At 62.1% G+C, this 25646-nt stretch carries 18 protein-coding genes; 10 read left to right on the plus strand and 8 right to left on the minus strand.

Annotated features, from left to right (window positions below; genetic code table 11):
- Positions 1–72 precede the first annotated feature (72 nt).
- Positions 73–1464 (minus strand): hypothetical protein, encoded by a 1392-nt coding sequence (locus tag LJE93_04405; protein ID MCG6948144.1) that lies wholly within the window; start codon positions 1462–1464, stop codon positions 73–75.
- 212 nt (positions 1465–1676) lie between these two features.
- Here LJE93_04405 and LJE93_04410 point away from each other — a divergent pair, with 212 nt between their 5' ends.
- The 3 genes from LJE93_04410 to rsmD are packed head-to-tail and all read left to right on the plus strand — an operon-like array spanning position 1677 to position 5520.
- Positions 1677–4316 carry a DHH family phosphoesterase gene (locus LJE93_04410; GenBank protein MCG6948145.1) on the plus strand — a complete coding sequence of 880 codons (2640 nt, stop codon included), beginning with the start codon at positions 1677–1679 and terminating at the stop codon, positions 4314–4316.
- Positions 4313–4954: a hypothetical protein gene (locus tag LJE93_04415; GenBank protein MCG6948146.1), complete on the plus strand. Its 642-nt coding sequence runs from the start codon at positions 4313–4315 to the stop codon at positions 4952–4954. The genes LJE93_04410 and LJE93_04415 overlap by 4 nt, the downstream gene beginning before the upstream one ends.
- Complete coding sequence (gene rsmD / locus LJE93_04420; protein ID MCG6948147.1) at positions 4951–5520, plus strand: 16S rRNA (guanine(966)-N(2))-methyltransferase RsmD; 570 nt, start codon at positions 4951–4953, stop codon at positions 5518–5520. Before LJE93_04415 ends, rsmD begins: the two co-directional genes overlap by 4 nt.
- A gap of 142 nt (positions 5521–5662) precedes the next feature.
- Here the strand turns inward: rsmD and LJE93_04425 are convergent, their stop codons facing one another.
- Positions 5663–6445: a PH domain-containing protein gene (locus LJE93_04425; protein ID MCG6948148.1), complete on the minus strand. Its 783-nt coding sequence runs from the start codon at positions 6443–6445 to the stop codon at positions 5663–5665.
- Positions 6442–6999: a PH domain-containing protein gene (locus tag LJE93_04430; GenBank protein MCG6948149.1), complete on the minus strand. Its 558-nt coding sequence runs from the start codon at positions 6997–6999 to the stop codon at positions 6442–6444. Before LJE93_04430 ends, LJE93_04425 begins: the two co-directional genes overlap by 4 nt.
- 172 nt (positions 7000–7171) lie before the next feature.
- Here LJE93_04430 and LJE93_04435 point away from each other — a divergent pair, with 172 nt between their 5' ends.
- A complete protein-coding gene (locus tag LJE93_04435; GenBank protein ID MCG6948150.1) occupies positions 7172–7438 on the plus strand; it encodes a hypothetical protein in 267 nt (88 codons plus the stop codon).
- 140 nt (positions 7439–7578) lie between these two features.
- On the opposite strand, the gene typA is transcribed toward LJE93_04435, so the two are convergent.
- On the minus strand, positions 7579–9381 hold the full coding sequence (gene typA, locus LJE93_04440; protein MCG6948151.1) for a translational GTPase TypA: 1803 nt from the start codon (positions 9379–9381) through the stop codon (positions 7579–7581).
- A 240-nt stretch (positions 9382–9621) separates the two neighbouring features.
- Here typA and LJE93_04445 point away from each other — a divergent pair, with 240 nt between their 5' ends.
- The 3 genes from LJE93_04445 to LJE93_04455 all read left to right on the plus strand — a co-directional run bounded on the left by LJE93_04445 (position 9622) and on the right by LJE93_04455 (position 13302).
- Entirely contained in the window at positions 9622–11058 is a 1437-nt protein-coding gene (locus LJE93_04445) for a rubredoxin (protein MCG6948152.1), read from the plus strand.
- Positions 11059–11069: 11 nt separating this feature from the next.
- A complete protein-coding gene (locus LJE93_04450; protein ID MCG6948153.1) occupies positions 11070–11591 on the plus strand; it encodes a rubrerythrin family protein in 522 nt (173 codons plus the stop codon).
- 136 nt (positions 11592–11727) lie between these two features.
- Positions 11728–13302, plus strand: a complete 1575-nt coding sequence (locus LJE93_04455; protein MCG6948154.1) for an alkaline phosphatase family protein — start codon at positions 11728–11730, stop codon at positions 13300–13302.
- Positions 13303–13504: 202 nt separating this feature from the next.
- Here the strand turns inward: LJE93_04455 and lpxC are convergent, their stop codons facing one another.
- From lpxC to LJE93_04475, 4 genes are all read right to left on the minus strand, one after another.
- Positions 13505–14800 (minus strand): UDP-3-O-acyl-N-acetylglucosamine deacetylase, encoded by a 1296-nt coding sequence (lpxC, locus tag LJE93_04460; protein ID MCG6948155.1) that lies wholly within the window; start codon positions 14798–14800, stop codon positions 13505–13507.
- 153 nt (positions 14801–14953) lie between these two features.
- A complete protein-coding gene (gene metH, locus LJE93_04465) occupies positions 14954–18508 on the minus strand; it encodes a methionine synthase (protein ID MCG6948156.1) in 3555 nt (1184 codons plus the stop codon).
- Between the two features lie 281 nt (positions 18509–18789).
- Complete coding sequence (locus tag LJE93_04470; protein MCG6948157.1) at positions 18790–20625, minus strand: bifunctional homocysteine S-methyltransferase/methylenetetrahydrofolate reductase; 1836 nt, start codon at positions 20623–20625, stop codon at positions 18790–18792.
- Positions 20622–21395: an HAD family hydrolase gene (locus tag LJE93_04475; protein ID MCG6948158.1), complete on the minus strand. Its 774-nt coding sequence runs from the start codon at positions 21393–21395 to the stop codon at positions 20622–20624. The genes LJE93_04470 and LJE93_04475 overlap by 4 nt, the downstream gene beginning before the upstream one ends.
- 426 nt (positions 21396–21821) lie before the next feature.
- Between LJE93_04475 and LJE93_04480 the strand changes: the two genes are divergently transcribed.
- The 3 genes from LJE93_04480 to LJE93_04490 all read left to right on the plus strand — a co-directional run.
- Positions 21822–22574, plus strand: a complete 753-nt coding sequence (locus LJE93_04480; protein MCG6948159.1) for a sulfite exporter TauE/SafE family protein — start codon at positions 21822–21824, stop codon at positions 22572–22574.
- 53 nt (positions 22575–22627) lie between these two features.
- Positions 22628–24883, plus strand: coding sequence for a 6-phosphofructokinase (locus LJE93_04485; protein MCG6948160.1), 2256 nt, complete (start codon positions 22628–22630; stop codon positions 24881–24883).
- Between the two features lie 388 nt (positions 24884–25271).
- On the plus strand, positions 25272–25646 hold a 375-nt coding region (locus LJE93_04490), incomplete at its 3' end, for an alpha/beta hydrolase (GenBank protein MCG6948161.1).

Consider the following 25646-nt stretch of genomic DNA (forward strand, 5'->3'; position numbering starts at 1 on the left):
CGGGTGGAAAATTCGAAATTCGAAATTCGAATTGGGCGGGTGGGTGGACCCTGAGTCTCTGTGCCTCTGTGGTTATTCGGCACCAACCGGTGCGACGAGCCGCTTGAAATCCTCGCGATCGCGAAGGCCGTCGAGGTCGTGGTCGGTCGCCATCAGCTCGAATTGATTGAATCCCGTCTCGAACGCTCGCGCGAGTGCCTCCATCGCCGCCTCGTCATGTCCGAGAAGAGCTCGCATGCAGGCGAGGTTGTACCAGACGACCGGGTTGTCATCGCGGATCATCACCGCCAGCTCGTACGACGTGGCCGCATGTGCGTACCGACCCTCGCCCGCAGTATCCCGAGGCAGGTAGAACGAGACTCCGCCGTAGAGCGCGTTGAGACACCTTTGAGCTGCGAGCCCTCTGGCGTCCTTTTGCTCTCCCTCGTGCTGCAGCTGCCTTATCTGAAACCGTTGGGCGAGCTGGGCAACGCGCTGTGGAATTTCCGAGCTGCGAAGGGCATGCAGGCCGATACTGACCCGCTCGTCGCAGCGGCGCTCGAAGTTTCGGATTTTCTTAATGGTCTTGGCCTGATCCCGATAGGTCGCTTCGGCCTCGATCTTCCGTGCGCGGCTGCCAGCATTCGTCGACACCCCAAGACCCCCATAGGTTCGATCGATCTCGCGATACCTCCGCGCAGCGTCATAATCGCGACCTTCGTCAACCAACAGATTCGCGGCCTCCATGTCTTTGGCTAACAGCGTGCCCACCAGCTCTGCATCGACGCTTCGCTCACCCCGTTGCATGGCAACAAGCTCGAACCACTCGATTGCCTCCCGTGCCAACTCGGGTGGCATCCAGGAATGTGAGCCTTCGAAGATCGCCAGGCGATGCGGGTTGCCCTGGGCCTCGAGAAACTCGTTGAGGAGGTGCATCTCCCTGTAGTTGAAGTCGAGCGAGCCGGCGGTAGCGAAGATCGGCACGTCGTCACCCTCGAGGATCTCTGGAAAATGCCGCCCGCCGCACGCCAGAATCCCCGCCAACCCTTGCGTCGCCCTCGAAAGCGAATATGCGACTGCGGCCCCACCCGAGAAGCCGGCGGCGTAGATTCGGCTACTATCCGTCGGCAGGCGCAAGTGGATCTCCGGCCACAGCGCCTCGAGGGCGATGGTATTGGGCTCCATCGGTCCGTCGGATCGGGTGTTGTCGGAGCTGACGATCATCCAGCCGTAGGCCTCGGCAGCATCCCTGAACAGCTCGGCAGCGAGCAGGGATCGCCCGCGTGGGTCGAAGACCAGTAGCACCGGCCACAAACGATCACTGGAATATGTCGAAGGGACGTAAAGGGTGTACGTCTGGGTCGGATTGGACGCGCATTCGATGCCTTCGACCATCACACCGACCGGAACCGTGAGTGGCGGTATTTCGGCGTCGGCCAACCCGGCAACGCACGCTATCAGCAGGCCAAGAGATGCCAAGCGCATGATTGACTTACGTTGAGACACCTTTTTGGGTTCTACATCGGCTCGACTGGTTCCACCCTCCACCCACCCACGGCCAAACAGCATTACGGGTGAGGTCATCCGGCAAAATCTACGCGCGTCGCTCCATCTCTACAGCACCACATCGCTGGAAAGCCGATCGGCCGTATCGCCGTCGAGCCGTAAAGCCGCTCCGACTTCAATACAATGGGCGCGTGGAGATCATTACAACCCACCTCTCGGCCGATTTCGATGCGTTCGCCGCAGCCGTGTGCTCGGTTCGACTGTATCCTGGCGCCAAGGTGCTTTTTCCGGGTTCTCAGGAGGCGGCAGTGCGGCGTTTCCTCGCTGATACGGACCTCAGTTACCCTGAGTTCAAGCTGCGAGCTGCACGGACCGCAGGTATCGAGCATGTAGTGGTGGTCGATACCCGCAGCCCGTCGCGCCTCGGTGAGGTCCACGATCTTATCCAGCGAAACCGATGTCGGATCACCGTGATCGACCATCACACGGAGGATGACGACAACGATCTCGACGCGGATCAGGTTTTCGAACGCCCGGTCGGCGCAACCTGTACGATCGTCGCCGAACTCTTTCGCGAGCGCGGCATCGAACCGACCGAGGACGAAGCGACTCTCCTTCTCATGGGTATCTACGAGGACACCGGTGGTCTTTCCTACCGCGAGACCACGGCCGATGATCTCCGCATCAGCGCATGGCTTCTCGAACGGGGCGCTTCGCTCGGATGGGTGAGACGGTGGGTTCTCAAGGCTCTCCAACCCGAGCAATTGGAGCTGCTCAACCGGATGGTCGAGGCCACCGAGCAAGTCATGGTGGCGGGGACCCCCGTCGCGCTGTCGATGATCGAGGTGGATGAATACCACGAGGAGGCAGCATTCGTCGTACACCGATGGGTCGAGATCTTCGAGATCGCTGTCGGTGCAGTCATGCTCGTACGACCGCCGAACATCAATCTGATCCTGCGGTCCCGTCTCCCGGACCTTCACATCGGGAAGGTGGCTCAGCGGTTCGGGGGCGGTGGCCATCCGACTGCAGCGTCGGCGCGAGTCACCGGTATGATGCCCGTTGAACTCAGGGAAACGTTGCTCGAAACACTCGCAGTCGAAATGCCGCCGCCGGCGACCGCCATCGACATCGCCGTCCGCACGATTTTTTCAATCGATGACACAAACAACGTCGAGGAGACCAAGAACCGGATCAACCAGCTTCGAGTCAATGCCCTTCCCGTCCGTGACAGCGGAACCGGTGAGTTGATCGGCCTCGTAACACGACAAACCCTGGACTACGCCCTCAGCCACGAGATGGGCAACCGACCCGTGCGCTCGGTGATGCAGCCTGAGCTACCGGTCGTATCGGCAGCCATCCCGCTCGATGACCTCCGGGACATCTTCCTTGAACGTTCCTACCGTTTCGTGGTCGTCGAAGATGCTGGTCGACCCGCCGGCATCGTCACCCGGATGGAGCTCTTCCGCCGTCTTTTCGAGCAGCAATACGATACCGGTTCCACGCTTGACCACCGAATGGCGGGGACCCGCCCCGTCAGCCAGCCCATCACCCGCCTTCTGCGAGATTTCTCGCCCCCTTGGGTCCAGCGTCTGGTGTCCGCGGCCCGGGAGGTCGCCGACCGCCTCGGCGTCTCGGTTTACCTGGTCGGCGGCATGGTCCGTGACATGCTGCTCCAACGAGCGAACGAGGACATCGACCTGGTCGTCGAGGGCGACGGCATCGCGTTCGCCGAAGCACTGGCGGAGATGCTGGGCGGCCGCCACCATCCGCATGCGCCGTTTTTGACCGCTGTCGTCACACTCCCCGACGGCCTCCGGGTCGACGTAGCTTCGGCACGCACCGAGTTCTACCGCACGCCCGCAGCGCTCCCTGAGGTCGAGACTTCCTTGATTCGCCAGGATCTCTACCGTCGTGATTTCACCATCAACGCCCTTGCGGTTGCGCTCTCGGGTGAACGTTACGGCGATCTCGTCGATTTCTTCGGCGGCCGCAAGGATATCCAACGTCGGGAGATCAGAGTGCTCCACTCACTCTCATTCATCGACGATCCGACCCGGGCGCTCCGTGCCGTGCGATACGCGCGCCGGCTCGGTTTCGACATCGCCAGTGACACCCGCAACCTGATTGCCACGGCCCTCGAGGAGGGCGTTTTCGAACGCCTGTCGGGTCAGCGTCTTCGGCGCGAACTCGAACACCTGTTGGCTGAGCCACACCCGACCCCGGCGCTCGAACTGGTCGCCGATATCGGGCTCATGCCGGCCATCTGCCCAGGCCTGGAGTGGTCCGAGGACATTCAAAGCTATCTCATGGAGTTGGAAGGCCAGCTCGCCTGGCATCAGCTCGAACAGCTCGGCTCACCTCCCGAACAATGGATGCTGTTCCTCGGTGGATTGGCGCTTTCGTCTGGCCCCGACGCCGTGATCCGCCTGGTCGAGAGACTCCAGCTTGGCGGTCCGGTGAAAGACCGTTTTCTGGCGCTACCGGAGGCGGTGGAAGCGATCAAGGCGGCCGCGGAACCTGACCTGTCCACATCCCAGCGGGCAAATGCGATCGAGCAACACTCGACGGAGTCACTATTGCTCGCGATGTCAGAGCTGCAGATGGAATCGCGACGCAGGCTGGCCAACGCATCGGTCTCGAACGCGCGGACCCGGATGCCAATCACCGGGCAGCAGCTGATCGACGGCGGAATGTCACCCGGCCCGCACATCGGACGAGCCCTCAAGCTGACCCGCGATGCACTCATCGACGACATGATCGAAACCGAAGACGCTCTCTCCTGGGCACTTGAAACCGCCCGCTCGCTGGAACGGGAGACGATCCCGTGACGGCGAGACTGGCGTTGATGGTGGCAATCGCTTCTGTGGCGATTCCGCCACCGGCATCCGCCCAGGCGCCAATCGCGGTCGCGGAGAGGACCGTTACCCAGAGAGATGTGGCCACCCGTGTTTCGTTGTTCTCCAATGGTGCGGTCGTGGTTACGGTCCGACGCGGCGAAGAGCCGGATTTCTTCCGCCGGATCACTCTTCCGGACGACCAGTACATGATCTACCTCTCGATCATCCAGACCAACGCGGAGGAGCTCGAGGACGAACCGATTTCCTCGCGCATCGACACCGAAGACTCCGAGGTCGTCCTGTCGCTGCACGTCGGACCCAGCGCACCCAGGTCGTTCCGTTTCTCCCCCATGTCTGGTGTCAATCTGGCGCTGTCGAAGATCATGGGCGCGATGGATGACCTGCAGACGCAGGTATTCGACACCAGCCCTTCGGCCGAGGCTCTTCGAGCTTGGGTACCCCACGAGGGGGACCTGGTCGAGTTGATGACCGGGCAGTTTGCGACTGTGGTTGAAATCTGGGACGACGGGATGATCATCCTGAGGCACGAGTCAACCTCTATCCGGGAGTCGGTGGTTCCGAGCGTCCGTGATCAGGTGATACTCAGGATCGTGGAACGGGCACCGTGAGAATTACCGGCGGCGAGTGGAGGTCGCGCCGATTGCGCGGCCCCGGAAGCAGCAAGGCACTGCGCCCGACGCCGGACGCAATGCGGGAACGAGCATTCGCGGTGCTCGGTCAGAAGATCGCCGAAACTCGATTTCTCGACCTTTTTTCCGGAACCGGCGCAGTCGGGCTCGAAGCACTTTCACGAGGCGCCGAGTCGGCAGTGTTCGTCGAGCAGCATCGGCCCGCCGCAAACCTGATCAAAGAAAACCTCGCCGCCTTCGACCTCGACCCGAGCCGCGCTGAGCTCATCGCACGTCCCGCCTCTGCAGCGTTGGCCGATCTGACGAGGAGAAACGACCGCTTCGACGTCGCCTGGATCGACCCGCCGTTCGAGACCTGGAGGGACGGGCTCGAGATCGTGATTTCACTCTTCGACCTTGGCCTTCTCCACGACCGCGCCCTGGCATGCCTGGAGTGTCCGCAAAAGGCCGATGTTGCTGGTGCGATTCCACAGAATCTCGAGATCATCCGCGACCTGGTCGGAGGCGCCTCACGCGTCGTCATGATTGGAAAACCAAGCTCGTAGTCGTTCCCAAGTAACTGGATGTTGGATCTTGGATGTTGGATGTTGGATCCGACCAGCGTCTGAACCACACCGCCAAGGTCAGCACGTGAATCGAAAACCCAATGTCAAACATCGAATATCGAAGATCGAACGAACGGATGAACTACGAACCGACTGTGCGGCGGAGGGTGCGGGCCTCCTCGAGCAACCCCCGCGCAGCGACGAGAACTGCCGAAGGCTGCGTCGTACCCGCTGCATCGGACTCTGCTTCAGGCTGAGGCTGATCGAGATCGCCAAGCCCGGAATCATGAAGTCGTTTGAGCCGCTCCAGAATCAGATCGCGAATCGCCGGCGCGTTGTCGACGCCACGAAAGTACCCGATGTGACCACTCTTCTCCTCCCCCTCGGCCTCGTGATGATTTGCTCGACCTCCACCTCCCGCAGTCCTGACCCGCAGGTTCGAGATCCCGAACAACCTCTCCACCGGCCCCTGTCGGATCGAGACCTCCTGGACGTTGTCGAAGGTCATCGTCATCTCGCTGACCTTGCGCACGCCCTCACGAATTCGCAGGCTGCGGTCGGTGACGATATACCACCGCAGCTCCCAATCGAGGACCACAGCCATCAGCGACACCGGCAGCTGGGCGAGGAAGCCGACGATTCCGATGATCTCGATCCACCCCATGAACCTCAGAATGATTGCTTGGAAGGGCACCTTCGTCAGCACTTCCAGTTCACCGGATTCGACAAATCTCATCGCCGCGAGGGCACTGACGAGACCGATGAGGGTCAGGATCTGACCCGCACCCCATCCCAGGAGCTTCAAGTGAAAATATCGTCTCGAAGCGCGAAACACGCGTGCGGTGTCCACCGAACCGGCCGGGAGGTGCGGTTCGGGTGGCACCTTGAGAATCCGCAACATGAAGTTCTTGAAGGCGCCGATCACGGCAGCTCACCCCGATCCCGACCCGCAAGGGTCTCGCGAATCGCCCGCAGTTCGGCAGTGACCCCGCGCAGAGTTTCGGCCAACTCGCTGGTGGCAGCGGCGTCGATGCTACCAGCCGCCCCTCCCCCCCGGATTTTCTCGGCCGACGGTGTTTTGACGCCACGCATGCGTCCGTAGAGGTAATCACGAATTTCGTCGAATTCCAGCAAGCCCTCGAGGGTCATCTCCGCTCCCGAGCTGCCGCTTGCCGTCTGAACCTCGATCCGTGCCAGCTTGAGCCAGCGCTCGACGATGTTCGAGCGCAGGTGGATGTCCTGAATGCGCGCGTAGGTGAGATTGATCTCGCGCCTAAAGAGAATCCCCCACCGCATCGATATCCCTTCCTCGTCGAAACGATAGCGAAGGGTGTGATAGCGAAAGTACAGCGGAATCAGGAGTATGAAGAAGAGTGGACCGAGCAGGAAGGACGACAACACGTAGTAGGTCATGAGGGCCGGTGCCGGCCGCTCGATGGCGAAAATGGCAGACTCGTCGTATGAATTTTCGCTGCTCATGACGTGAGTTTATACCCGCTGTTGACCGGTTGTATTCCACTCAGAATTTGAGAGTTGAGAATCGAGAGTTGAGAGTTGGTTCAAAAGACGCCGATCTGCGGTTTCAGGGTGGGTGGGCGGAACTCTCAACTCTTCACTTACGAGCGTCAGTTGGTCGATTGACAAATCAGGAATGAATCCTGATATTATGACCGTCTGGGGGTTTTTGATGGCTCTGCTTCGGCCGAAAAACAAACGACGCCGCACCAAATTTCGCTCCTACACAGTCATCCGGTGCCCGTTCAACGGCCACCAGGTGTCGTTCTGCCGAGGCCTGTGCGAGCCTGTCAATGGTTACGGTCACTGCGGCCGCATCGCCGCCCATGCGATGATCGGCCGCCATCAGGCGGCCATCGCCAGCTACAAGGCACGGCCGCTCAAGGACAGGCCGAACTACTGATCGTCGCTCGATGCTGGATGCTCGATGCCGGATCCTGGATGTTGGATGCAAGAGAATTATCGGTCCACCGCTTCAGCTGGCGGCGAAGCGGATCTAGCATCCATGATCTAGCATCCAGAATCGGGTGGGGCAACCGGAGCCTACGCGCTCTTCCTTTTTTTCGGCCGCTGGTTGGCGGCGAGCACCCGTTTGCGCACCCTGATCGCGGTCGGAGTGACTTCGACCAACTCGTCCTCGTCGATCCACTCGATCGCCCGGTCAAGGGTCAATTCCTGCGGCGGCGCGAGCCGCAATGCCTCGTCGGCACCCGCGGCACGCATATTGGTCAACTTCTTTTCACGCGTGATGTTCACATCGAGATCGTTGTCGCGCGCATTTTCACCCACAATCATGCCCTCGTAGACCTCGGTCTGAGGGTGGACGAAGAGCGTACCTCTTGGCTCGAGGTGGTAGAGCGCGTAGGTTGTCGTCTTACCGGTACGGTCTGATACAAGTGCGCCGGTGGCCCGGCCCGGGATCTCGCCCTGCCACGGCTCCCACCCATCGAAGAGGTGGTTGAGGATGCCGGTGCCTCGGGTATCGGTGAGGAACTCCGAGCGGAAACCGATCAGGCCGCGCGACGGAATTCGGAATGCCAGCCGCACGCGGCCGTGACCCGGGTTGTGCATCTCCGTCATTTTTCCCTTTCGCCCGCCAAGTTTCTGGGTGACGACGCCAACGAAATCCTCCGGACAGTCGACCTGAACCACTTCCATCGGCTCGTGCCGTCGCCCGTCGATCTCGCGAGTGACGATCTCGGGCTTCGAGACTGAAAGCTCATAACCCTCGCGCCGCATGGTCTCGATCAGAATCGCGAGCTGCAGCTCTCCCCGACCCTGCACCTCGAAGGCATCGTTGCCGAGAATGCTCAGACGGATGGCGACGTTGTGGAGAGCCTCCTTTTCGAGCCGCGCACGAATCTGGCGAGCGGTCACGTATTGGCCCTCGCGCCCGCCGAACGGGGAGGTGTTGGCCGAGAAGACCATCGACATGGTCGGCTCATCGATCGCGATCCGCTTGAGCGGGCGCGGATCATCGCGATCAACCAACGAGTCGCCAATCGTCACCTCGTCGAGGCCCGCCAGGGCGACGATGTCCCCCGCCACAGCGTGTTCCACCTCGACCCTTTTGAGACCTTCGTGCGAGTACACGACACCGACCTTGGCTTCGTCGAGACCGTCCTCCCGCGCAATGCCGACCGACCGGTTGGCGTGTAATGTCCCGTTGACGATCCGGCCCACGGCAAGACGACCGAGATAGTCCGAGTAGTCGAGGTTGGTGACCAGAAGCTGAAGCGGCTCGGCTTCGTCACCCCGAGGCGGCGGAAGGGTTTCGAGAATTTCGTCGAGCAGGGGTTGCAGGTCGCCGAATTCGCCTTCGATCCCGCGTCTGCACAGGCCCTTACGGGCGTTCGTGCAGAAGACGGGAAAGTCGAGCTGATCTTCGTCGGCGTCGAGATCGATGAACAGGTCGTAGACCTCGTCGAGAACCTCGGCAGGACGCGCATCGCCACGGTCAATCTTGTTGAGTACGACGATCGGTGGCAGACCGAGTTCGAGCGCTTTCTGCAACACGAAACGGGTCTGTGGCAACGGGCCTTCTGCGGCATCGACCAGCAACAGCACCCCATCCACCATCTGCAGGGTTCGTTCGACCTCACCCCCGAAATCGGCGTGTCCGGGGGTGTCTACGATGTTGATCTTGACCCCCCGGTGGCGGACTGCCGTGTTCTTGGCGAGGATCGTGATGCCACGCTCACGCTCGAGATCACCGGAGTCCATAACGCGCTCCGCAACCCGCTCATTCGATCGGAAGGTGCCACTCTGCCACAACATGGCGTCCACCAGCGTGGTCTTCCCGTGATCGACATGCGCGATGATGGCAAGGTTTCGAAATTGGTTCATGGGGGGATCCTCTCCGACCCGCAACAGCGGGCGCGCTGTTGTAACACCTGGGGTCTTCAGGGTCAATGGGCGCAGAATGAATTCGGATTTCGGAATTCGGAATCTGAATTTTCACACGTAGGGCAAATCTGCCGAAACAGTACTTAAAAATATACTCAGTCTCAGAAATGGTTGACTTCTTTCTGGTAACAGGTATCTTTTCGATTGGCGCGATTTCTCGAGGCAATTGGCGGGGAACCGGTGATGAAATTCGAATGCTCGGTCTGCGGCTACATCTACGACGAGGAGGTGGAGGGCCTTCCCTTTGATCAACTGCCTGATGACTGGGAATGTCCCGTCTGCAGCGCGGACAAGAGCTGTTTCGAGGCCCAGGAAGACTCCGCCGCTGATGCTGAAACACAGACCGAGACTCCCGGTGAAGGCGAAGCCGGACTCGAGACCTACCTCGCCGAGTGGAAGCGCTCGTCAGACGATTTCGAAGCGCAATTCGCAGCGATCCAACACGCGGCGGTGACCGGAAAATCGATCATCGAACCGATGCGCACCCGCAAGCCGGTAGTGTCCTGGGACGAGATCCTAGTGATGGGAGCCCAACTCGCCTGTTTGCCGCAAAACGATGAGGATCCGGTTTCGACACGCACGGTGATCGGCCCCGAGGCAACGCACCCACTCGAGATGTCGATCCCGGTCTTCGTCAGCCACATGTCCTTCGGAGCCCTGTCGAGAGAGGCGAAGATTGCTCTCGCGAAAGGGTCCGCGGCGGCCGAGACCGCCATGTGTTCCGGTGAGGGCGGCATCGTGCCCGAGTCGCTCGAGGCATCGCACCGTTACATTTTCGAGTACGTTCCCAACCGCTACAGTCTGACTGACGAGAACCTGCAGGCGGTGGACGCGATCGAGATCAAGATCGGCCAGTCGGCCAAGCCCGGCATGGGCGGCCACCTGCCGGGCTGCAAGGTGACCGAAGAGATCGCCGCCGTCCGCGGCTTTCCCGCTGGCGAGGATGTCGTCAGTCCGGCGCATTTCGACGACATCACCAATCCGGATCAGCTCGGCGAGAAGATTGCCTGGCTGCGAGAAAAATCGAAAGGCAAGCCGATCGGCATCAAGCTCGCCGCAGGTCACATCGAGGCTGATCTCGAAATCGCTCTGCGCGCACACCCGGATTTCGTGACCATCGACGGGCGGCCGGGGGCCACCGGCGCCGCATCCAAGGCCGTCAAGGACGCAGCCGCAGTTCCGACCATCTACGCGCTGGCCCGCGCTCGCCGATACCTGGATTCGATGATGGCCGAAGGCATATCGCTGGTGGCAACCGGCGGATTCCGGTCATCTTCGGACATCGTCAAGGCACTCGCCATGGGGGCGGACGCCGTCGCCATCGCGTCGGCGGCGATGATCGCCATCGGCTGCCAGCAATATCGAGTTTGCGACACCGGCCGCTGCCCGGTCGGTGTCGCCACACAAGATCCCGAGCTTCGATCACGCTTCGATATCGACAGATCGGCCGAAAGGCTCGCCAATTTCTTCCGCGTCGTGAGGAGTGAGCTCGAGGACTTCACCAGGCTCACCGGTCACGAAGATGTTCACGACCTCAGCGTCGCCGATCTCCGCACCACCAGCTCGGAAATTTCGAAACATTCCAACATCGCCCACGTGGGCGAATCGACCGATTGAAGGAGGATCCAATGTCCAAGACCCAAGAAAACCTGATGGCCGCATTTGCCGGGGAAAGCCAGGCCCGCAACATGTACACCTACTTCGCCAAGGTGGCGCGCAAAGAGGGCTACCATTACATCGCGAAGATCTTCGAGGAAACCGCTATCAACGAGATGCGGCACGCCAAGGACGAGTTCGTGCTCGCCGGCGGCCTGGGCGATACGGTCGCCAACCTCAAGAAAGCCGTCGAGGGAGAGGACTACGAGACCACAACGATGTACCAGGATTTTGCAGCCACTGCCGAGGAGGAAGGCAACAAACAGGCGGCGATTCTCTTCAGGATGATCGCCCGAGTCGAGGCCGAACACCGCGACCGATACAAGAAGATCCTCGAGATGGTCGAGAACGGCACCGTCTACAAGCGGGACGAACCCATCCGCTGGAAGTGCGCGGTCTGCGGCTACATTCACGAGGGCACCGAGCCGCCCGCAAAATGCCCGTGCTGCCAACACCCGCGCGAGTACTTCGAGCCGGAGAACATGGAGTTCTGAATTTTAAATTCTCAATGTTGAATTTTGAATGACGAGGTGACCCCTTTGCAGCTGTTGAGTCCGTGGGGGTGGATGGCAATTCGAAATTCGAAATTCGAAATGCGCGAAATCCAGTGTTAGCATCCCGTCTCCCGTGATGAATCGGAGGGCAACCGCGCTTCGAGTCGTTCTCGCCGCTGCCTTGGCCGCGCCATGGGTGGCGTGCCGGGCAACGAATGAGACACCTCCTAACCGGCCGTTCATCCTCTTCGGGGTCGACGGCGCGGACTGGCAGGTCATTGAGTGGATGTGGGAACAGGACCGTCTCCCCCACCTTCAGCAGCTGGCCGATCGTGGCGTCGCCGCGCCTCTCGAGACCTTTCACCACGCCTCGCCGGTGATATGGACGACGGTCGCCACAGGGAGGATGCCGAAGGTGCACGGCATCACCGAGTTCGTAGTACCGACAGGCAAGGGCGATCAGCCGGTCGCCTCGACCCTGCGCCGGGTTCCAGCACTCTGGAACATGCTGACCGCGAGCAGTAGGAGGGCCGCGGTGGTCGGATGGTGGGCTTCGTGGCCGGTCGAGGAGATCAACGGCGTCATCATCTCTGACCGGGCGGTGCATGAACTCCCGGATCGGGTATGGCCGCCGGAACATCTCGCGGCCTTCGACGCTGAGCTCGTTCGCCTCCGCTCGAAGGAGCGGGGTACGAGGAAAACATCCATGCTCGAAGCGGATCGGGTCTTCTCCCGTGCTGCAATCGATCTCGCACGCGATCGCTACGATCTGCTCATGCTCTACCTGCGCGGTGTCGATATCTCCTGCCACTTTCACTGGCGGGCATTCGAGCCGCAGGCTTTCCCCGACGCCGACCCGATGGACCTCGAGGCCGAGCGTGAGCTCGTCGCCCGAGAGTACGAGCTGGTCGATCGAACTCTCGGCGAACTGATGACAGTGACCGACACCCAGGCGAACATCATCGTGATGTCCGACCACGGCTTCGATGCAACTGATGGCGAAACGACCCACATACGACTCGATTTCGACGCGGTTCTCGAGCATCTCGGGTTTCTGACCTCGGTCGACGGAGGGGTCGATCTCAGCCGCACCGAGCTCTACAGCTACGACTCCCCACAGCGGTCGCTAGCCAAAAAGATTCGCTTCGCGCTCGCCGGGAGGGAGATTGACGGGCGCGTCCAACCCGCCCAACGAGCGGCCATCCGCGGGCGGCTTGAAGCGGCTCTCGAAACCGCCACCTACAACGGTGGCGCACCCGTGTTTCGGGTGCGTGACGCAACCCGCAAAGAAAAGAAACGCGGGGCTGATCTCACCGTCGAGGTGCTGACCGAAGGTGCGCGGGAGCCGTTGCGGATTGACGGCGTTCCTTTGCAAAGGGCTATTCGATCGATCAACCGGCTCTCCGGCACGCACGGACGCAAGACACCCGGCATCATCGTTGCCGCAGGTCCCGACATCGTTCACCAGGCCGAAACCGAGGATCTTCGGGTGATCGACGTCCCGCCGACCGTGCTCTACGCCATCGGCCTGCCGGTCGCCGAAGATTTTGCTGGCCGGGTGCGAACCGAGATCTTCACCGATGCCTTCCGCCGCGCCCATCCTGTACAAAAGATCCCGACCTGGGGAGAGCCGGTCGAAGGTGACAACCGGGCTTCCGACGTCGACGAGGAACTGCTCGAGCAGCTGAGGGCGCTGGGGTATATCGAGTAAAGGGTTGCCGATTCGCGATGCTCGATGCTCGAAACTGGATGCTGGTTCCTGGATGCTGGATGCTGGATGCTGGATGCTGGATGCTGGATGCTGGATGCTGGATGCACCGAGCGCATAAGCCATCTCGCTGAATTGTCAAGTGGTGGGAGGGTGGATCGAGTATCCAGCATCTAGTATCGAGCATCTGGACGGGTGGTTGGGCTCAGCTGTTGGCGGCAAGAATCTGGCGCTGGATCTCGATGTTGTCGCGGTGGCCGGTGAGGTGGGCGGTCACCTTGCCGCGCACCGGGTAGCCGAGCATATAGAGATCGCCGACGATGTCGAGGATCTTGTGGCGCACGAACTCGTCGGAGAAACGGAGCTCAGTATTGATGACGTTGTCCTCACCGACGAGGATAAAGTTGTCGAGCCGGCCGCCGGTGCCGAGGCCGAGCTCGTTGATCATCTTGAGGTCGCGCATGAATCCGAACGTCCGGGCCGGGGCGATCTCCTCACGAAACGCTTCACATTCGGTCATCTCGAAGTCGTAGAACTGGTCGCCCACCGGCGGCGGGTAGGCGAGTTGGTAGGAAACCGAGAAGCCGTCCGATGGCTCGATCACCAGCGATTTCTCACCCTCACCTACCTCGTACCGGCGATCGATGACGAGTTCCTTGACCGGCGCATCCTGTTCGACGATCCCAACCGCCTCGAGCCTTTCGAGGAAGCTGAGAGCCGAGCCGTCAAGCACCGGGATCTCTCCGTGAACCTTGACCAGCATGTTGGTGATACCGCAGGCGTGCAGGGCTGACAGCAGGTGTTCGACGGTGCGGATGCTCTCGCCTTTGGCCGTCAGGGTCGTCGCATAATCGGTTTCGGCAACCGAGTTCACATGAGCGGGCATGGTGACGCCGCTCGGCAACGTGATGAAGTGGATGCCGGTGTCGGGAGGAAGGGGCTGGATCACCATGCCGGTTCGGCCGCCGGAGTGGAGGCCGAGGCCGTATATCACGCTGGCATCACGAATCGTTTTCTGGCGGCGGTCGGTGGTCTCGAGAATCGGCAGCTCCGGAGGCGGCTCGAACTTCATGATCGGTTCGATGCGTGCCCGGCTCTCCTCGAGAACCCCGGCACCGGCATCCTCGTCCTTCGCACGCTTCGCTTCGAGCGCATCCTTGACGGCTCTGAGCGTCCGGTCGTACGAGAGGGGCTTCTCGAGGTAGTCGTGGGCACCCATCTTGATCGCCTTGACCGCGGTCTCCGACGTCCCGTGGCCGGACATCATGACGACCATCGCGTTCGGGTCGACATCGCGCAGCGCCTGGAGGGTCTCGAGGCCATCCCAGTCGGGTAGCCAAATGTCGAGGAATACAACCTCCGGACGCTGTTCGCGAAATAGATGGAGGGCCTCCTCGCCGCTGGTCGTCGTGATCGTGCGGTAGCCCTCGTCGCCGAGAATCTGCGACAGGGTCGTCAGAATCCCGGTTTCGTCGTCAACGATCAGAATGAGTTCGTTCATGGCGGTTCAAGTGTGATGGTTCGAAGTTTCAGGGTCAACCCAGCGCAATTGAACTTCGGATTTCGGATTTCCCGCCCCACCCCCCGGGAATTTGGGGTCAGCAAGGACAAAATTCGAAATGCGAGGGTCGCCGACATCCCCAGTTCCTCATTTTCAACGAGTGCCCGAAACCGAAAAGTAACGCGCATCTGGGTGATGAAATACCATCGCCGAGACGCTGGCTTCCGGTTCCATCATCATTCCATCGGTAAGACTGACTCCGATTTCCTCCGGTTTGAGCAATTGCCACAGGGCGGCCTGGTCGTCGAGATCGGGGCAGGCCGGGTAGCCGAAGCTGAAACGCTTTCCCCGGTAACGTGCCTGAAAACGATCCTTCATGGTCGTCTCCGGCGGATCGGGGAAACCCCACGCTGCGCGCAGTCTGGCGTGGAGCCACTCGGCAGCCGCCTCGGCGGTCTCGATCGCGAGCGCCTGGATGGCGTGGCTCTCGAGATACTCCCCCGCCTCCTTTGCCGCCGCCGACCGTTGGCGGACCTCGTCACCGGCGCCAACCACGAAGAGGGCAACCGAGTCACGGAACCGGCCCGACGGTGGCATGACGAAGTCGGCCAGGCTCAGCCCACCCGGCCTGCCCTGCCTTCCGAATTCGAAGTGATGCGCAAACTCTTTTGTATCCGGATAGAAGAGAGTAACACCGTTGCCACCGGGCTCGGCCTGGAAAAACCGCCATACGGCCCGAACCCGCATCCATGCCTCGACCTCACTCTTGAGCGACTCGATCACACCCTGCAGTTTCTCCGCCTTGACATCGCCCTCGTCGAGCAGCCGCTGAAAACTGCCACGGAGGCCGAGGTGCTTGCCGTAGAGCATCTGCGGGTTGATGTAGGACCAGACCTCTTTAAGATCCTCCACCGGCGACCACACGACCCGGTCCGGCCGTGGTGGCGGCAGGGGTTCGACATCGGCGCGGATCACTGGTCCGGCGGGCGCGACTGCGCGCCGCGGCGCCTTGCGATCGACCGGTGTTCCCGGGGTTGGAGCGACCTTCGGAGCATCCTCCTTCTCGTCCAATCTCCACCCGTCGTCGGCGAGGCGCAGAAGCGCATCCAGCCCGGCCATGGCGTCCGCACAGTAGATGACCCGGCCACCGTAGGCCGGATCGATACGCTCCTCCGTGAAGCGTTTCGAGAGGGCCGCACCACCAACCAGAATCGGCAGTCCGATCCCGGCGGCGGCCAGGTCCTCTGCCGTCACGACCATCTGCTGCGCCGATTTGACCAACAGGCCCGACAATCCGATCGCATGCGGGCGGTGTTCGGCGACGGCCTGGACCAGGGTTTCCGGCACCACCTTGATGCCCAGGTCGACAACCTCGAAACCGTTGTTCGAGAGGATGATCTCGACCAGGTTCTTGCCGATGTCGTGCACGTCTCCCTTGACGGTCGCGAGAACCACCCGGCCCCGGGCGGTAGACGTATCGGCATCCATGAACTGTTCGAGATGGGAGACCGCCGCCTTCATCGCCTCGGCACTCTGCAACACCTCTGCCACGATCAACTCGTTGGCGTTGAAAAGCCGTCCGACCTCCGCCATACCGTCCATCAACGGGCCGTTGATGATGTCGAGAGGCGCCACGCCTTCAGCGCGCTTGAGGTCGAGATCCTCGAGCAGGCCGGAGCGGCTCCCGTCAACGATGTAGCCGGAGAGTCGCTGATCTAGCGGTTGCTCCGGCCGCACGACCGCCTGACGCTTGACGCCGCGATAGAAATCCCCGAGTCGGGACACTTGGAACTGGTGGATCGCTGCGCGTTGCTCCGACGTCTGTTTCCGCCAATCATCCGGTGCCCCCACCAACGCGAGATCATCAGTCTCACCCTCCAGGGGCGGACGGTTGAAAAGCAGTGCCTCGGCCATCCGCCGCTCCTCCTCGGGAATGGCGGCGTACCGCTCCAACCTTTCGGTGTTGACGATGGCCAGGTCGAGACCTGCCTTCGTGCAGAGATAGAGAAAGACCGAGTTGACGATCTCCCGCGCACGGATCGGCAGCCCGAACGAGACATTCGAGATGCCGAGCACCGTCGGGCAGTTCGGGAGGGCCTCCTTGATCAGCCGCAGGCCCTCGATCGTCTCGACCGCACCTCCGATATAGCTCTCGTCCCCGCTCGCGGCCGGAAAGACGAGCGGGTCGAAAATGATGTCGGTTTCGGGAATGCCAAACTCCGTGGTCAGAAGCTCGTGGCCCCGGCTCGCTATCTGGAGTTTCCGCTCGCGGGTGAACGCCTGTGCCTGCTCCGGGTCCTCGTCGATCGCGCCGAAGATCACCGCTGCGCCATACCGACGCATCAATGGCACGACGGCCGCTATCCGCCCTTCTCCGTCCTCGAGATTGACCGAGTTGATGATTGACTTGCCCTGGCAGTAGGTCAGCCCGACCTCGATCGCCTCGGGATCCGTCGAGTCAATCATGATCGGCACTTTGACCGCACGGCCCAACCGGTCGTAAAGCTCGCTGATCGCAGCCTTCTCGTCGCCTTCGGTCGACTGCAGACAAACGTCGATGATCTGCGCACCGTTCTTGACCTGACGGCGGGCGATCTCCGTCGCCTCCTCCCACTCGCCCGCCGATACCATCTCGCGAAAAGCCTTCGAGCCGATGACGTTCGTGCGCTCGCCCACCAGGAGCGGTCGGTTGTCCTCGTCGGGTTCGACCAGATCGATCCCGGTGTAGACGGCGTGCCGCTTTCGGTCCACGTTCGACACTCGAGGACGGTAACCATCCACCATCCGAGCCATCGTCGCCGTGTGCTCGGCCGTCGTACCGCAGCATCCTCCGACGATGTTCAACCAACCGGCATCGGCGAATCGCTCCAGCGCAGCTACCAGGCTTTCGGGCGTCTCCGGGTAGATCCCATCCTGGTCCGGCAGGCCAGCGTTGGGAAAGCACGACACCGCGAAGCGCGCCCGTTCGTGAATGGTACGCAGGTGGTCGGTCATGAGGTCGGGACCGGTCGCGCAGTTGAGGCCGACCGCCAGAAGCTCCGCATGCTCGATCGAAGCCAGAAAAGCGTCAGCCGCCTGACCGCCGAGCATCGTGCCGGACGTCTCGATTGTCCCCGAAACCGCGATCGGGCGACGCACTCCCGCCTCGGCGAAAACTGCCTCCACGGCGATCAACGCCGCCTTGGTGTTGCGGGTGTCCTGGCAGGTCTCGATAAGGAGGATGTCGGCCCCTCCTTCGACGAGCCCGCGCGCCTGCTCATAAAAGGTCCGGACGAGCTCCGCGAAGGTGACGCCGCCGGTTACTGAAATCGCCTTGGTGGTCGGGCCCATCGAGCCGGCGACGAAACGCGGCCTGTCCGGAGTCGAGGCTTCCTGCGCAGCCTGCACCGCGAGCTCGGCGGCGAGCCTGTTGAGTGCCCGCGCCTCCGCCTCCAGCCCGTACTCGGCGAGGACCAGCGGGGTGCCGCCGAAGGTGTCGGTCTCGATAATGTCGGCGCCTGCGCCGAGGTACGCGCGGTGAACATCGAGGATGACGTCCGGCCGCGTGCGAACGAGGATCTCGTTGCAGCCCTCGAGCTCCACTCCTCCGAAGTCCTCGGGCCCGAGCTCCTTCGATTGCAGCATCGTGCCGGTGGCCCCGTCGAGCACCAGGATGCGCTCGGCCATGAGAGCACGCAGCTCCTCGGTCCGCTCCGTCCCGGCCGCCATCAGCCGTCGGTGTTTTGGCGCGGTTTTTGTCATCGTCGTGATCTTCGAAACATCAGGTTACAGGATGGAGATGAAAAATCGCCACTGATCAATGCCTCGGATACCTGGAAACGAACAAGAAGAAATGCAAAGACGCAAAAAGGCAAATACTCAAAATATTGTCTTTCTTTGCGCCTTAGCGCCTTTGCGACTTTGCGTTGTTTTCCTGGCTGGGTGGGCGGCATTCTTAATTCCTAATTCCTAATTCCTAATTCCTAATTTCTAATTCCGAATTCCGAATTCTACTGCGTGTCGTCGATCACCGGCAGGATCGCCTGCGGCTGTTTGAACGGCGCGATCAGGTAGGCGCCAGCTGCGTGGTCGGGAGCCTGCCGAAGCATCTGAACCGCTCGTTCGTAGCCGACCTTCGCAGCATCGCCCCCGGCCGCCTCGAGCGCCGAGAGCAGGTCATCGGGCACCAGGATTCCCGGCACCTCATGGTGAAGACGCAGTGCCATTTTGAACGATCGCAACGGCCACACCGCAGCCAGGGTCGGGACCGGCAAATTGCCGGCAAAGAGGTCGGCGAAGCGATCCCACGCTCCCCAGTCGAAGCACACCTGACTCATCGCGAAATGGGCACCGTTGTCGACCTTCCTTCGCAGGCGATCCGCCTCCTTCATCGGGTCCTCGGCAGCAGGATTCACCGCCACACCGATCAGGAATCCCGGAGGATCCCCGATCCGGTTTCCCGCACAGTCGAAGCCTTCGGCCATTCTCGACAGTGCCCGCACCAGCTCGAAGATGTCGACGTGGTAAACGTCGTGGACACCCGGGAGATCTCCGAGCTGGGAGGGATCGCCGGTGATCGCCAACAGGTTGCGAATACCACCCGTCCATGCGCCTAGGAGCTGTGACTGCAGGCCCATCAGGCTCGCATCCCGCGGCGTGATGTGCGGCACCGCCTCGAGCCCCGCTCGCTGCTGGATGAGCTGGCCGAGGAACAGGGGGTCCATCCGCAGTCTGGCCAGCGGGTTGGAGTTGATGTCGACAGCGTCCACGTCCGGGTGGGCTCCAATCGCCTCTGCCGCCTCGAGGATCGCCTCGACGTTGGTCCCCTTCGGCGGATCGAGCTGCACCAAACGCACGAAACGGCCGCGATCGAGCTTGGACGCGAGCGACGAAGAGGGCTGAACCGGCGCGGGCGTCGGCGTACTTTCGAGCATCACCACGGCGGTTCCCGTCCTTCGCTCGGGCTTGAGATCGCGCGCCGCCTCGGCAATTGCCCGGATGTGCTCCGCACCGGTGCCGCAGCAACCACCGACGTACGCGGCACCGAGGCCGACCGCCTGCCGGGTGAACTGCGCGAGGTAGCTCGGAGTCGCCGGCGCCATCAGGATGCGGCCTTCGCGCTGCATCGGCATTCCGGCGTTTGGCGACACCGCGAGAGGCAACCTCTGTTGCTTCACGTGGCGAAGGATTTCGATCGCTCCCATCGGTCCCGGCGCGCAGTTGACGCCGGCCGCCACGAGATCGAGCTCGGCCAGCTCGTCGATCATCCGAGCCTGTTCGAGGTATGGATGGGGAGGCCGCTCGTGGGCGAAGGTCATCATACCGATCAGCGGAAGATCCGTAACGCTGCGCGCCGCCTCGACTGCGATCGCCAGCTCGTCGACCCTGAAGAAGGTTTCGAGTACCAGCAAATCGGCGCCACGGCCGGCGAGGATTGCAGCCTGCTCCGCGTGAGCGGTCAGGATCGTCCTGCGGCCGTCCGGTTCGTCGAGGTCGAGCACACCCGCCAGCGGTGCGATCGATCCGGCTACCAGCACGTCACGGCCCGAAATTTCCCGTGCCTCGCGTGCCAGCTTGACCGCCGCTGCGTTGGTCTTCTCGGTCAGCTCACCGACGCGACCACGCTGCATGCGTGGCCTCGAGCTGCCGAAAGTCGCAGTTTCGATAAGCTCCGAACCGGCCTCGATATAGGCCAGGTGGATATCGAGGACCTGCTCCGCGTGCTCGTGCGCTGCGACGTCGAGCCGGGAGCCCTCGGGCAGGCGTTGCAGCAGCTCCGAGCCCATGCCGCCATCGCCAACGATAACCTCTTTTGACAGCCGCCGTCGAAGCTCCTCGACCTTCATCCTATGGCCCCAGCCTTCACAAGCTTGGCCCAACCTGCCTCCAGAGTTCCGTCCAATGCAGCGGCAAGGAACGAATCGAGGTCCCCCCGGCCCACGATGGCGGCCGCAGGATACGGTTCCGGCGCCCCATCCGGTGCAATCCAGTACGCCGGGATGCCGGCCTCTCCCGCACACATCACATCCCAGCCCCAGTTGTCACCAACCATCACGCACTCCTCGGGACGTCTCCCGAGCTGATCGACGATTTCCTCGAAGTACGCAGGGCTCGATTTGGTCGCATGGCAGTTCTCGTAGACTGTGACCAGATCGTAATCGAAGCGGTCGACTCCCACCCCACCCCAGGCCATGCGCTGTTCGATGGCCGTCCTTGGGAACAGCGGGTTGGTGGCGACCACGACCTGCAAATCTCTGTTGTTTGCCCACTCGACGATCTTCGGCGCTGCGGGCCGTGGCCGGGTGAGCGGCTCGAGCCGCGGAAATGCCTCGGCGTAGAAACGGCCGAGCACAGGCTCCAACTCCTCCCGAGACACACCCAGCGCCGGGTAGAAGGTCGCCGCAAAAACCTCCTCGTTGCTCGGACCGCTACCGTCGTTTCGATCCATCGCCCGGGTCGCGTGCAGCAGCTTCTCGATGAAGCGCTTGGGATCGATAACCGACGCCACGAACGACTCCAGAGCGCTGAAGTACGCCGGGATGAAGGTATCCATCGAGTTGTCGATCAACGTGTCGTCCAAATCGAGCAACAGTGCCTTCAAAGCTGGAGAATTCATTCAGGGAGTATAGCGACACGGATTCGGGATTTCGGATTTCGGAATTCTGAGTTCGGAATGCCACCCGCCCAAGCCTTGAAAAACCGCAGATCACGCAGATCGACGTTGATGTCAAGACAACCGGCGAAGAAACGTGGGTGACCCTAGCGCCAGCCCTATTCACCCTCTCCCCTCCGAAAGACGCGGAGGGCGCGGACCTACGTGACTTTCTGAGGGTGGGTGGGCGGGGGGAGGGGGCGGGATGCATAGTGCCGGCGGCGTTTCCATCGGCAGCGCCGCCCGCCGGCGCGCCGACGGCGCGTAGTGGAGGAGGGCCGACGGATCGAAGAGGGCTCGTCCTCGGAGAGCCGGTGGACCGAGGACACCTGGCCGCGATCGCAGATCGCGGCCGGCGGGCTCATGCACGGAGCATGTCACAATCGGGGCGTGACACCGACGATGTGGTTGCTGGTCCCGTTGTGCGCGCTGGTGGCGGCTGCGTACGCGGCGGTCGGGCTGGGCGGCGGCACCGGCTACCTGGCGCTGATGACCCTCTTCGGCATCGACACCCAGAGCATGCCGTCGACCGCCCTCATGCTCAACGTCGTCGTCACCGGAGCCGCCCTACTCCGTTTTGGCGTGGCCGGACGTCTTCGCACCGACCTGCTGGCGCCGTTTCTGGTTACCGCCATACCTTCCGCCTTCGTGGGCGGACTGATCGATGCACCGCGACGTGCCTTTCTTCTGGTTCTCGCCGTCGGTCTAGCGGCGGCGGCCGCGGCGATGCTCAAGACGGCTGCGAGCCCCGACGATCCTGTCACTCCGAGCCGGGCCCGACTCTGGTCGGTGGCGATTCCGGCCGGGACCACCATCGGCCTCGCCTCGGGCTTCCTCGGTATCGGCGGCGGGATCTTCCTCGGTCCGTTGATCCTCCTTCTCGGTTGGGCAGGCCCACGCGAGGTCGCGGCGATTAACTCGGCCACCGTTCTCATCCTTTCGGTTGCCGGCCTGACGGCACACGGTCTTCGTGGATCGGTTGATCTCCAGATCGCTCTCCCTCTCGGAGTCGCGGTGCTCGTCGGCGGCCTCGCCGGTGCGCACCTCGCCGAGAGCAAGTTATCCGCTACGACCCTCAAACGGCTCTTCGCGGTCATCGTCCTCGTCGCCGCAATCCGAGCGGCCTTCCTCGCATTCTCATGATGAGTCCGGGTTAGAATGCCTGCTCGGTTTTGACCATTGCGCCGAGGAGAGAAATGATTAGCGATACCAAAGACACAGACCGTGTCGGCATCCTGACGAGCGGCGGTGATGCGCCCGGAATGAATGCTGCCCTCCGTGCAGCTGTTCGTACGGCGCTCGACTCGGGCACGGAGGCCGTTGCCATCAGCGAGGGACTTCTCGGACTGGTCGAGGGTGGCGACAGGTTCCGGCAGCTGGACTGGGACGCAGTCGGCGGGATCATGCACAAGGGTGGCACCGTCATCGGAACGGCTCGATGCGAGGAATTCCGCGCCCGGGACGGGCGGCTTCGTGCCGCGCAGAATCTGGTCGAACACGGTATTGATCGCCTCATCGTGATTGGCGGGGATGGCAGTCTGACCGCCGCCGATCTCCTGCATCGGGAATGGCCCGGTTTGATCGCGGAGCTCGAAGAAGGGGGTCGCATTTCGCCCGGGGCTGCAAAACGATTCTCTCACCTTCGACTGACCGGTATCGGTGCTTCGATCGACAACGACATGTCCGGCACCGACATGTCGATCGGCGCCGACACCGCGTTGCACCGGATTGCCGAGGCGGTTGACGCGATCAGTGCGACGGCCGCCAGCCACCAACGCACCTTCGTAGTCGAGGTCATGGGTCGACACTCTGGCTACCTTGCATTGATGAGCGGCCTGGCGACCGGCGCAGATGCGGTCTTCATTCCGGAGGCCCCTCCGTCCGGTGATTCCTGGAAGGAAATCCTACCGAAGCGGCTGCGCGCGGGCCGCCAGGCCGGACGCCGAGACAGCATTGTTCTCGTAGCCGAGGGTGCAATCGACAGCAACGGCCAGCCCATCACCGCGGTCGGGATCAAACAGGTCCTCGAAGAGAGTCTGGAAGAGGAGGTCCGGGTCACCATCCTTGGCCACGTCCAGCGCGGCGGTGCTCCATCGGCTTACGACCGTCTGATGGGAACGCTGCTCGGCCACGCAGCCGCGCTCGAGGTGTTGGCGGCTGATGCCCAATTGACGCCGCAGCTGGTCGGAGTGCGCCACAGCCGGATAACACGGCGGCCGTTGGGCGAATGTGTCGAGGCCAGCCAGGCGGTGACGTCGGCAATCACGAGCAACGACTCCAATGAAGCGCTGCGGCTGCGCGGCGACAGGTTCTCGGAAAACATCGACACGCTGCAGACCCTGCTGCGATCACTCCCGAACCCGCCCAGTGCAGGACAGCGGCGACTGCGTCTGGCGGTGCTGTCGTCGGGCGGACCCGCGCCTGGAATGAACACCGCCACTCGCGCCGCCGTGCGTCTCGCCCTCGACGAGGGCCACCAGATGCTCGGGGTTCGGGGGGGATTTCAGGGTCTGATGGACGGCCATGTCGAGGAGTTCGGCTGGATGAGCGTCCGAGGCTGGACGACTGCCGGTGGCTGCGAGCTCGGAGTCAACCGCGTCATTCCGCGCGGGAAGGACTTCTACTCCATCGCCCGCCGGATCGAGGACCTATCGATCGACGGCATCCTGATGATCGGCGGTTGGTCAGGATATGACTCCGCCCTCCGCATGACTCGCAAGCGCGAGTCATTCCCCGCGTTCGAGATCCCGATCATCTGTCTGCCCGCAACCATCAACAACAACCTGCCCGGGTCGGAGCTTTCGATCGGATCTGACACGGCGCTCAACGCGATCGTTGAAGCGGTCGACAAGATCAAGCAGTCGGCGGTGGCGTCGCGGCGTTGCTTCGTGGTCGAGGTCATGGGTCGCTATTGCGGCTACCTCGCCCTCATGGCTGGTCTCGCGAGTGGTGCCGAACGGGTCTACCTCAACGAAGAGGGAGTGTCCATCGCCGATCTCCAGGAGGATGTGGAGGCGCTCATTTCCGGTTTCTCCGGAGGCAAGCGCCTCGGCTTGATGATCCGGAACGAGATGGCCAATCCCTGTTACGACACGCAGTTCATGGTCTCTCTTTTCGAGGAGGAAGGCCAGGATCTCTTCGACGTCCGCCAGGCGATCCTCGGCCACCTCCAGCAGGGCGGCGATCCGAGTCCCTTCGATCGCATTCTGGCGACCCGCCTCGCCAAGCGATGCGTCGAACGGCTGATCGACGAGGCCGAGGCCGGAACCGACGCCGCTCTCGCGATCGGCCTGAACGACGGCAAGATAGAGTTCACCGAACTCGAAACGCTTCGTCGTCAGGTGGATTCCGAACACCAGCGGCCGAAGTCGCAGTGGTGGATGGATCTGCGCCCTATCGCCAAGATACTTGCCCAGCCGGGACCATCTGGAGACGCGACCACGGACGACTGACCCGCGTCCACGTCCGTGCCCCGCAATTATGAGCGCTCACCCACTTCAACGACACAGGAGCCACCTTTCGCATTGTCCGCCTGGAGCGCGTTACCTGATGGCGAAGCAAAGAATTCGAACAATGCAAAAGATGGCACCAACGCGGCGAAGCGAAAGGCGCAAGGAGGTGTGGGCGGCACCTCGCTCGCCGAAGCGAGACGGCCCTGTCGCGTCGACGACCCTGCTCACCGCAGCGGAAGGCGCGAAGAAGCGCCAAAATGGACGCGCTGGCGTACAGCAATTCCGAAATTCGAAATTCGAAATGCGAGAAAGAAAAATACCCCCAATACGTCATTCCTCATTCTTAATCCCAATTCGACCGGGGTTATCCTGTACTCGGAGGGCAAATGTGAAATTCTCAGCTCAGATCGTCCTTCTGGCTCTGGCACTCGCATGCGGTGGAACGAGCGAGCAACCACCTCCGTTCCTCGACGACAGCTCACAGCTCGCTGAAGGCCCCAACACCGTCACCGCACCGGACGGGGTTGAAATCGCCTACACGGTATCGGGGCACGGCTCGCCGGCGCTCGTCTTCATCCACGGTTGGATGTGCGACCAGAGCTTCTGGAAAGCTCAGGTCGAGGAGTTCAGCACGACCAACACCGTCGTCACGATCGACCTCCCCGGGCACGGCCTTTCGGGTACTGAACGCGACCACTGGTCGATGGCGTCCTATGGATCCGACGTCACAACGGTCGTCGAACACCTCGGTCTCGAGAACGTG

The sequence above is a fragment of the Acidobacteriota bacterium genome (assembly GCA_022340665.1).
Lineage (GTDB): Bacteria > Acidobacteriota > Thermoanaerobaculia > Thermoanaerobaculales > Sulfomarinibacteraceae > Sulfomarinibacter.

What these genes read in the sequence shown, in the direction of transcription:
- metH (MCG6948156.1), bottom strand. Translation starts at nt 18,508, where the DNA reads ATGGCGGCCGGGACGGAGCGGACCGAGGAGCTGCGTGCTCTCATGGCC.
- LJE93_04475 (MCG6948158.1), bottom strand. Translation starts at nt 21,395, where the DNA reads ATGAATTCTCCAGCTTTGAAGGCACTGTTGCTCGATTTGGACGACACG.
- LJE93_04455 (MCG6948154.1), top strand. Translation starts at nt 11,728, where the DNA reads ATGAATCGGAGGGCAACCGCGCTTCGAGTCGTTCTCGCCGCTGCCTTG.
- typA (MCG6948151.1), bottom strand. Translation starts at nt 9,381, where the DNA reads ATGAACCAATTTCGAAACCTTGCCATCATCGCGCATGTCGATCACGGG.
- LJE93_04430 (MCG6948149.1), bottom strand. Translation starts at nt 6,999, where the DNA reads ATGAGCAGCGAAAATTCATACGACGAGTCTGCCATTTTCGCCATCGAG.
- LJE93_04450 (MCG6948153.1), top strand. Translation starts at nt 11,070, where the DNA reads ATGTCCAAGACCCAAGAAAACCTGATGGCCGCATTTGCCGGGGAAAGC.
- LJE93_04435 (MCG6948150.1), top strand. Translation starts at nt 7,172, where the DNA reads ATGAATCCTGATATTATGACCGTCTGGGGGTTTTTGATGGCTCTGCTT.
- LJE93_04485 (MCG6948160.1), top strand. Translation starts at nt 22,628, where the DNA reads ATGATTAGCGATACCAAAGACACAGACCGTGTCGGCATCCTGACGAGC.
- lpxC (MCG6948155.1), bottom strand. Translation starts at nt 14,800, where the DNA reads ATGAACGAACTCATTCTGATCGTTGACGACGAAACCGGGATTCTGACG.
- LJE93_04405 (MCG6948144.1), bottom strand. Translation starts at nt 1,464, where the DNA reads ATGCGCTTGGCATCTCTTGGCCTGCTGATAGCGTGCGTTGCCGGGTTG.
- LJE93_04470 (MCG6948157.1), bottom strand. Translation starts at nt 20,625, where the DNA reads ATGAAGGTCGAGGAGCTTCGACGGCGGCTGTCAAAAGAGGTTATCGTT.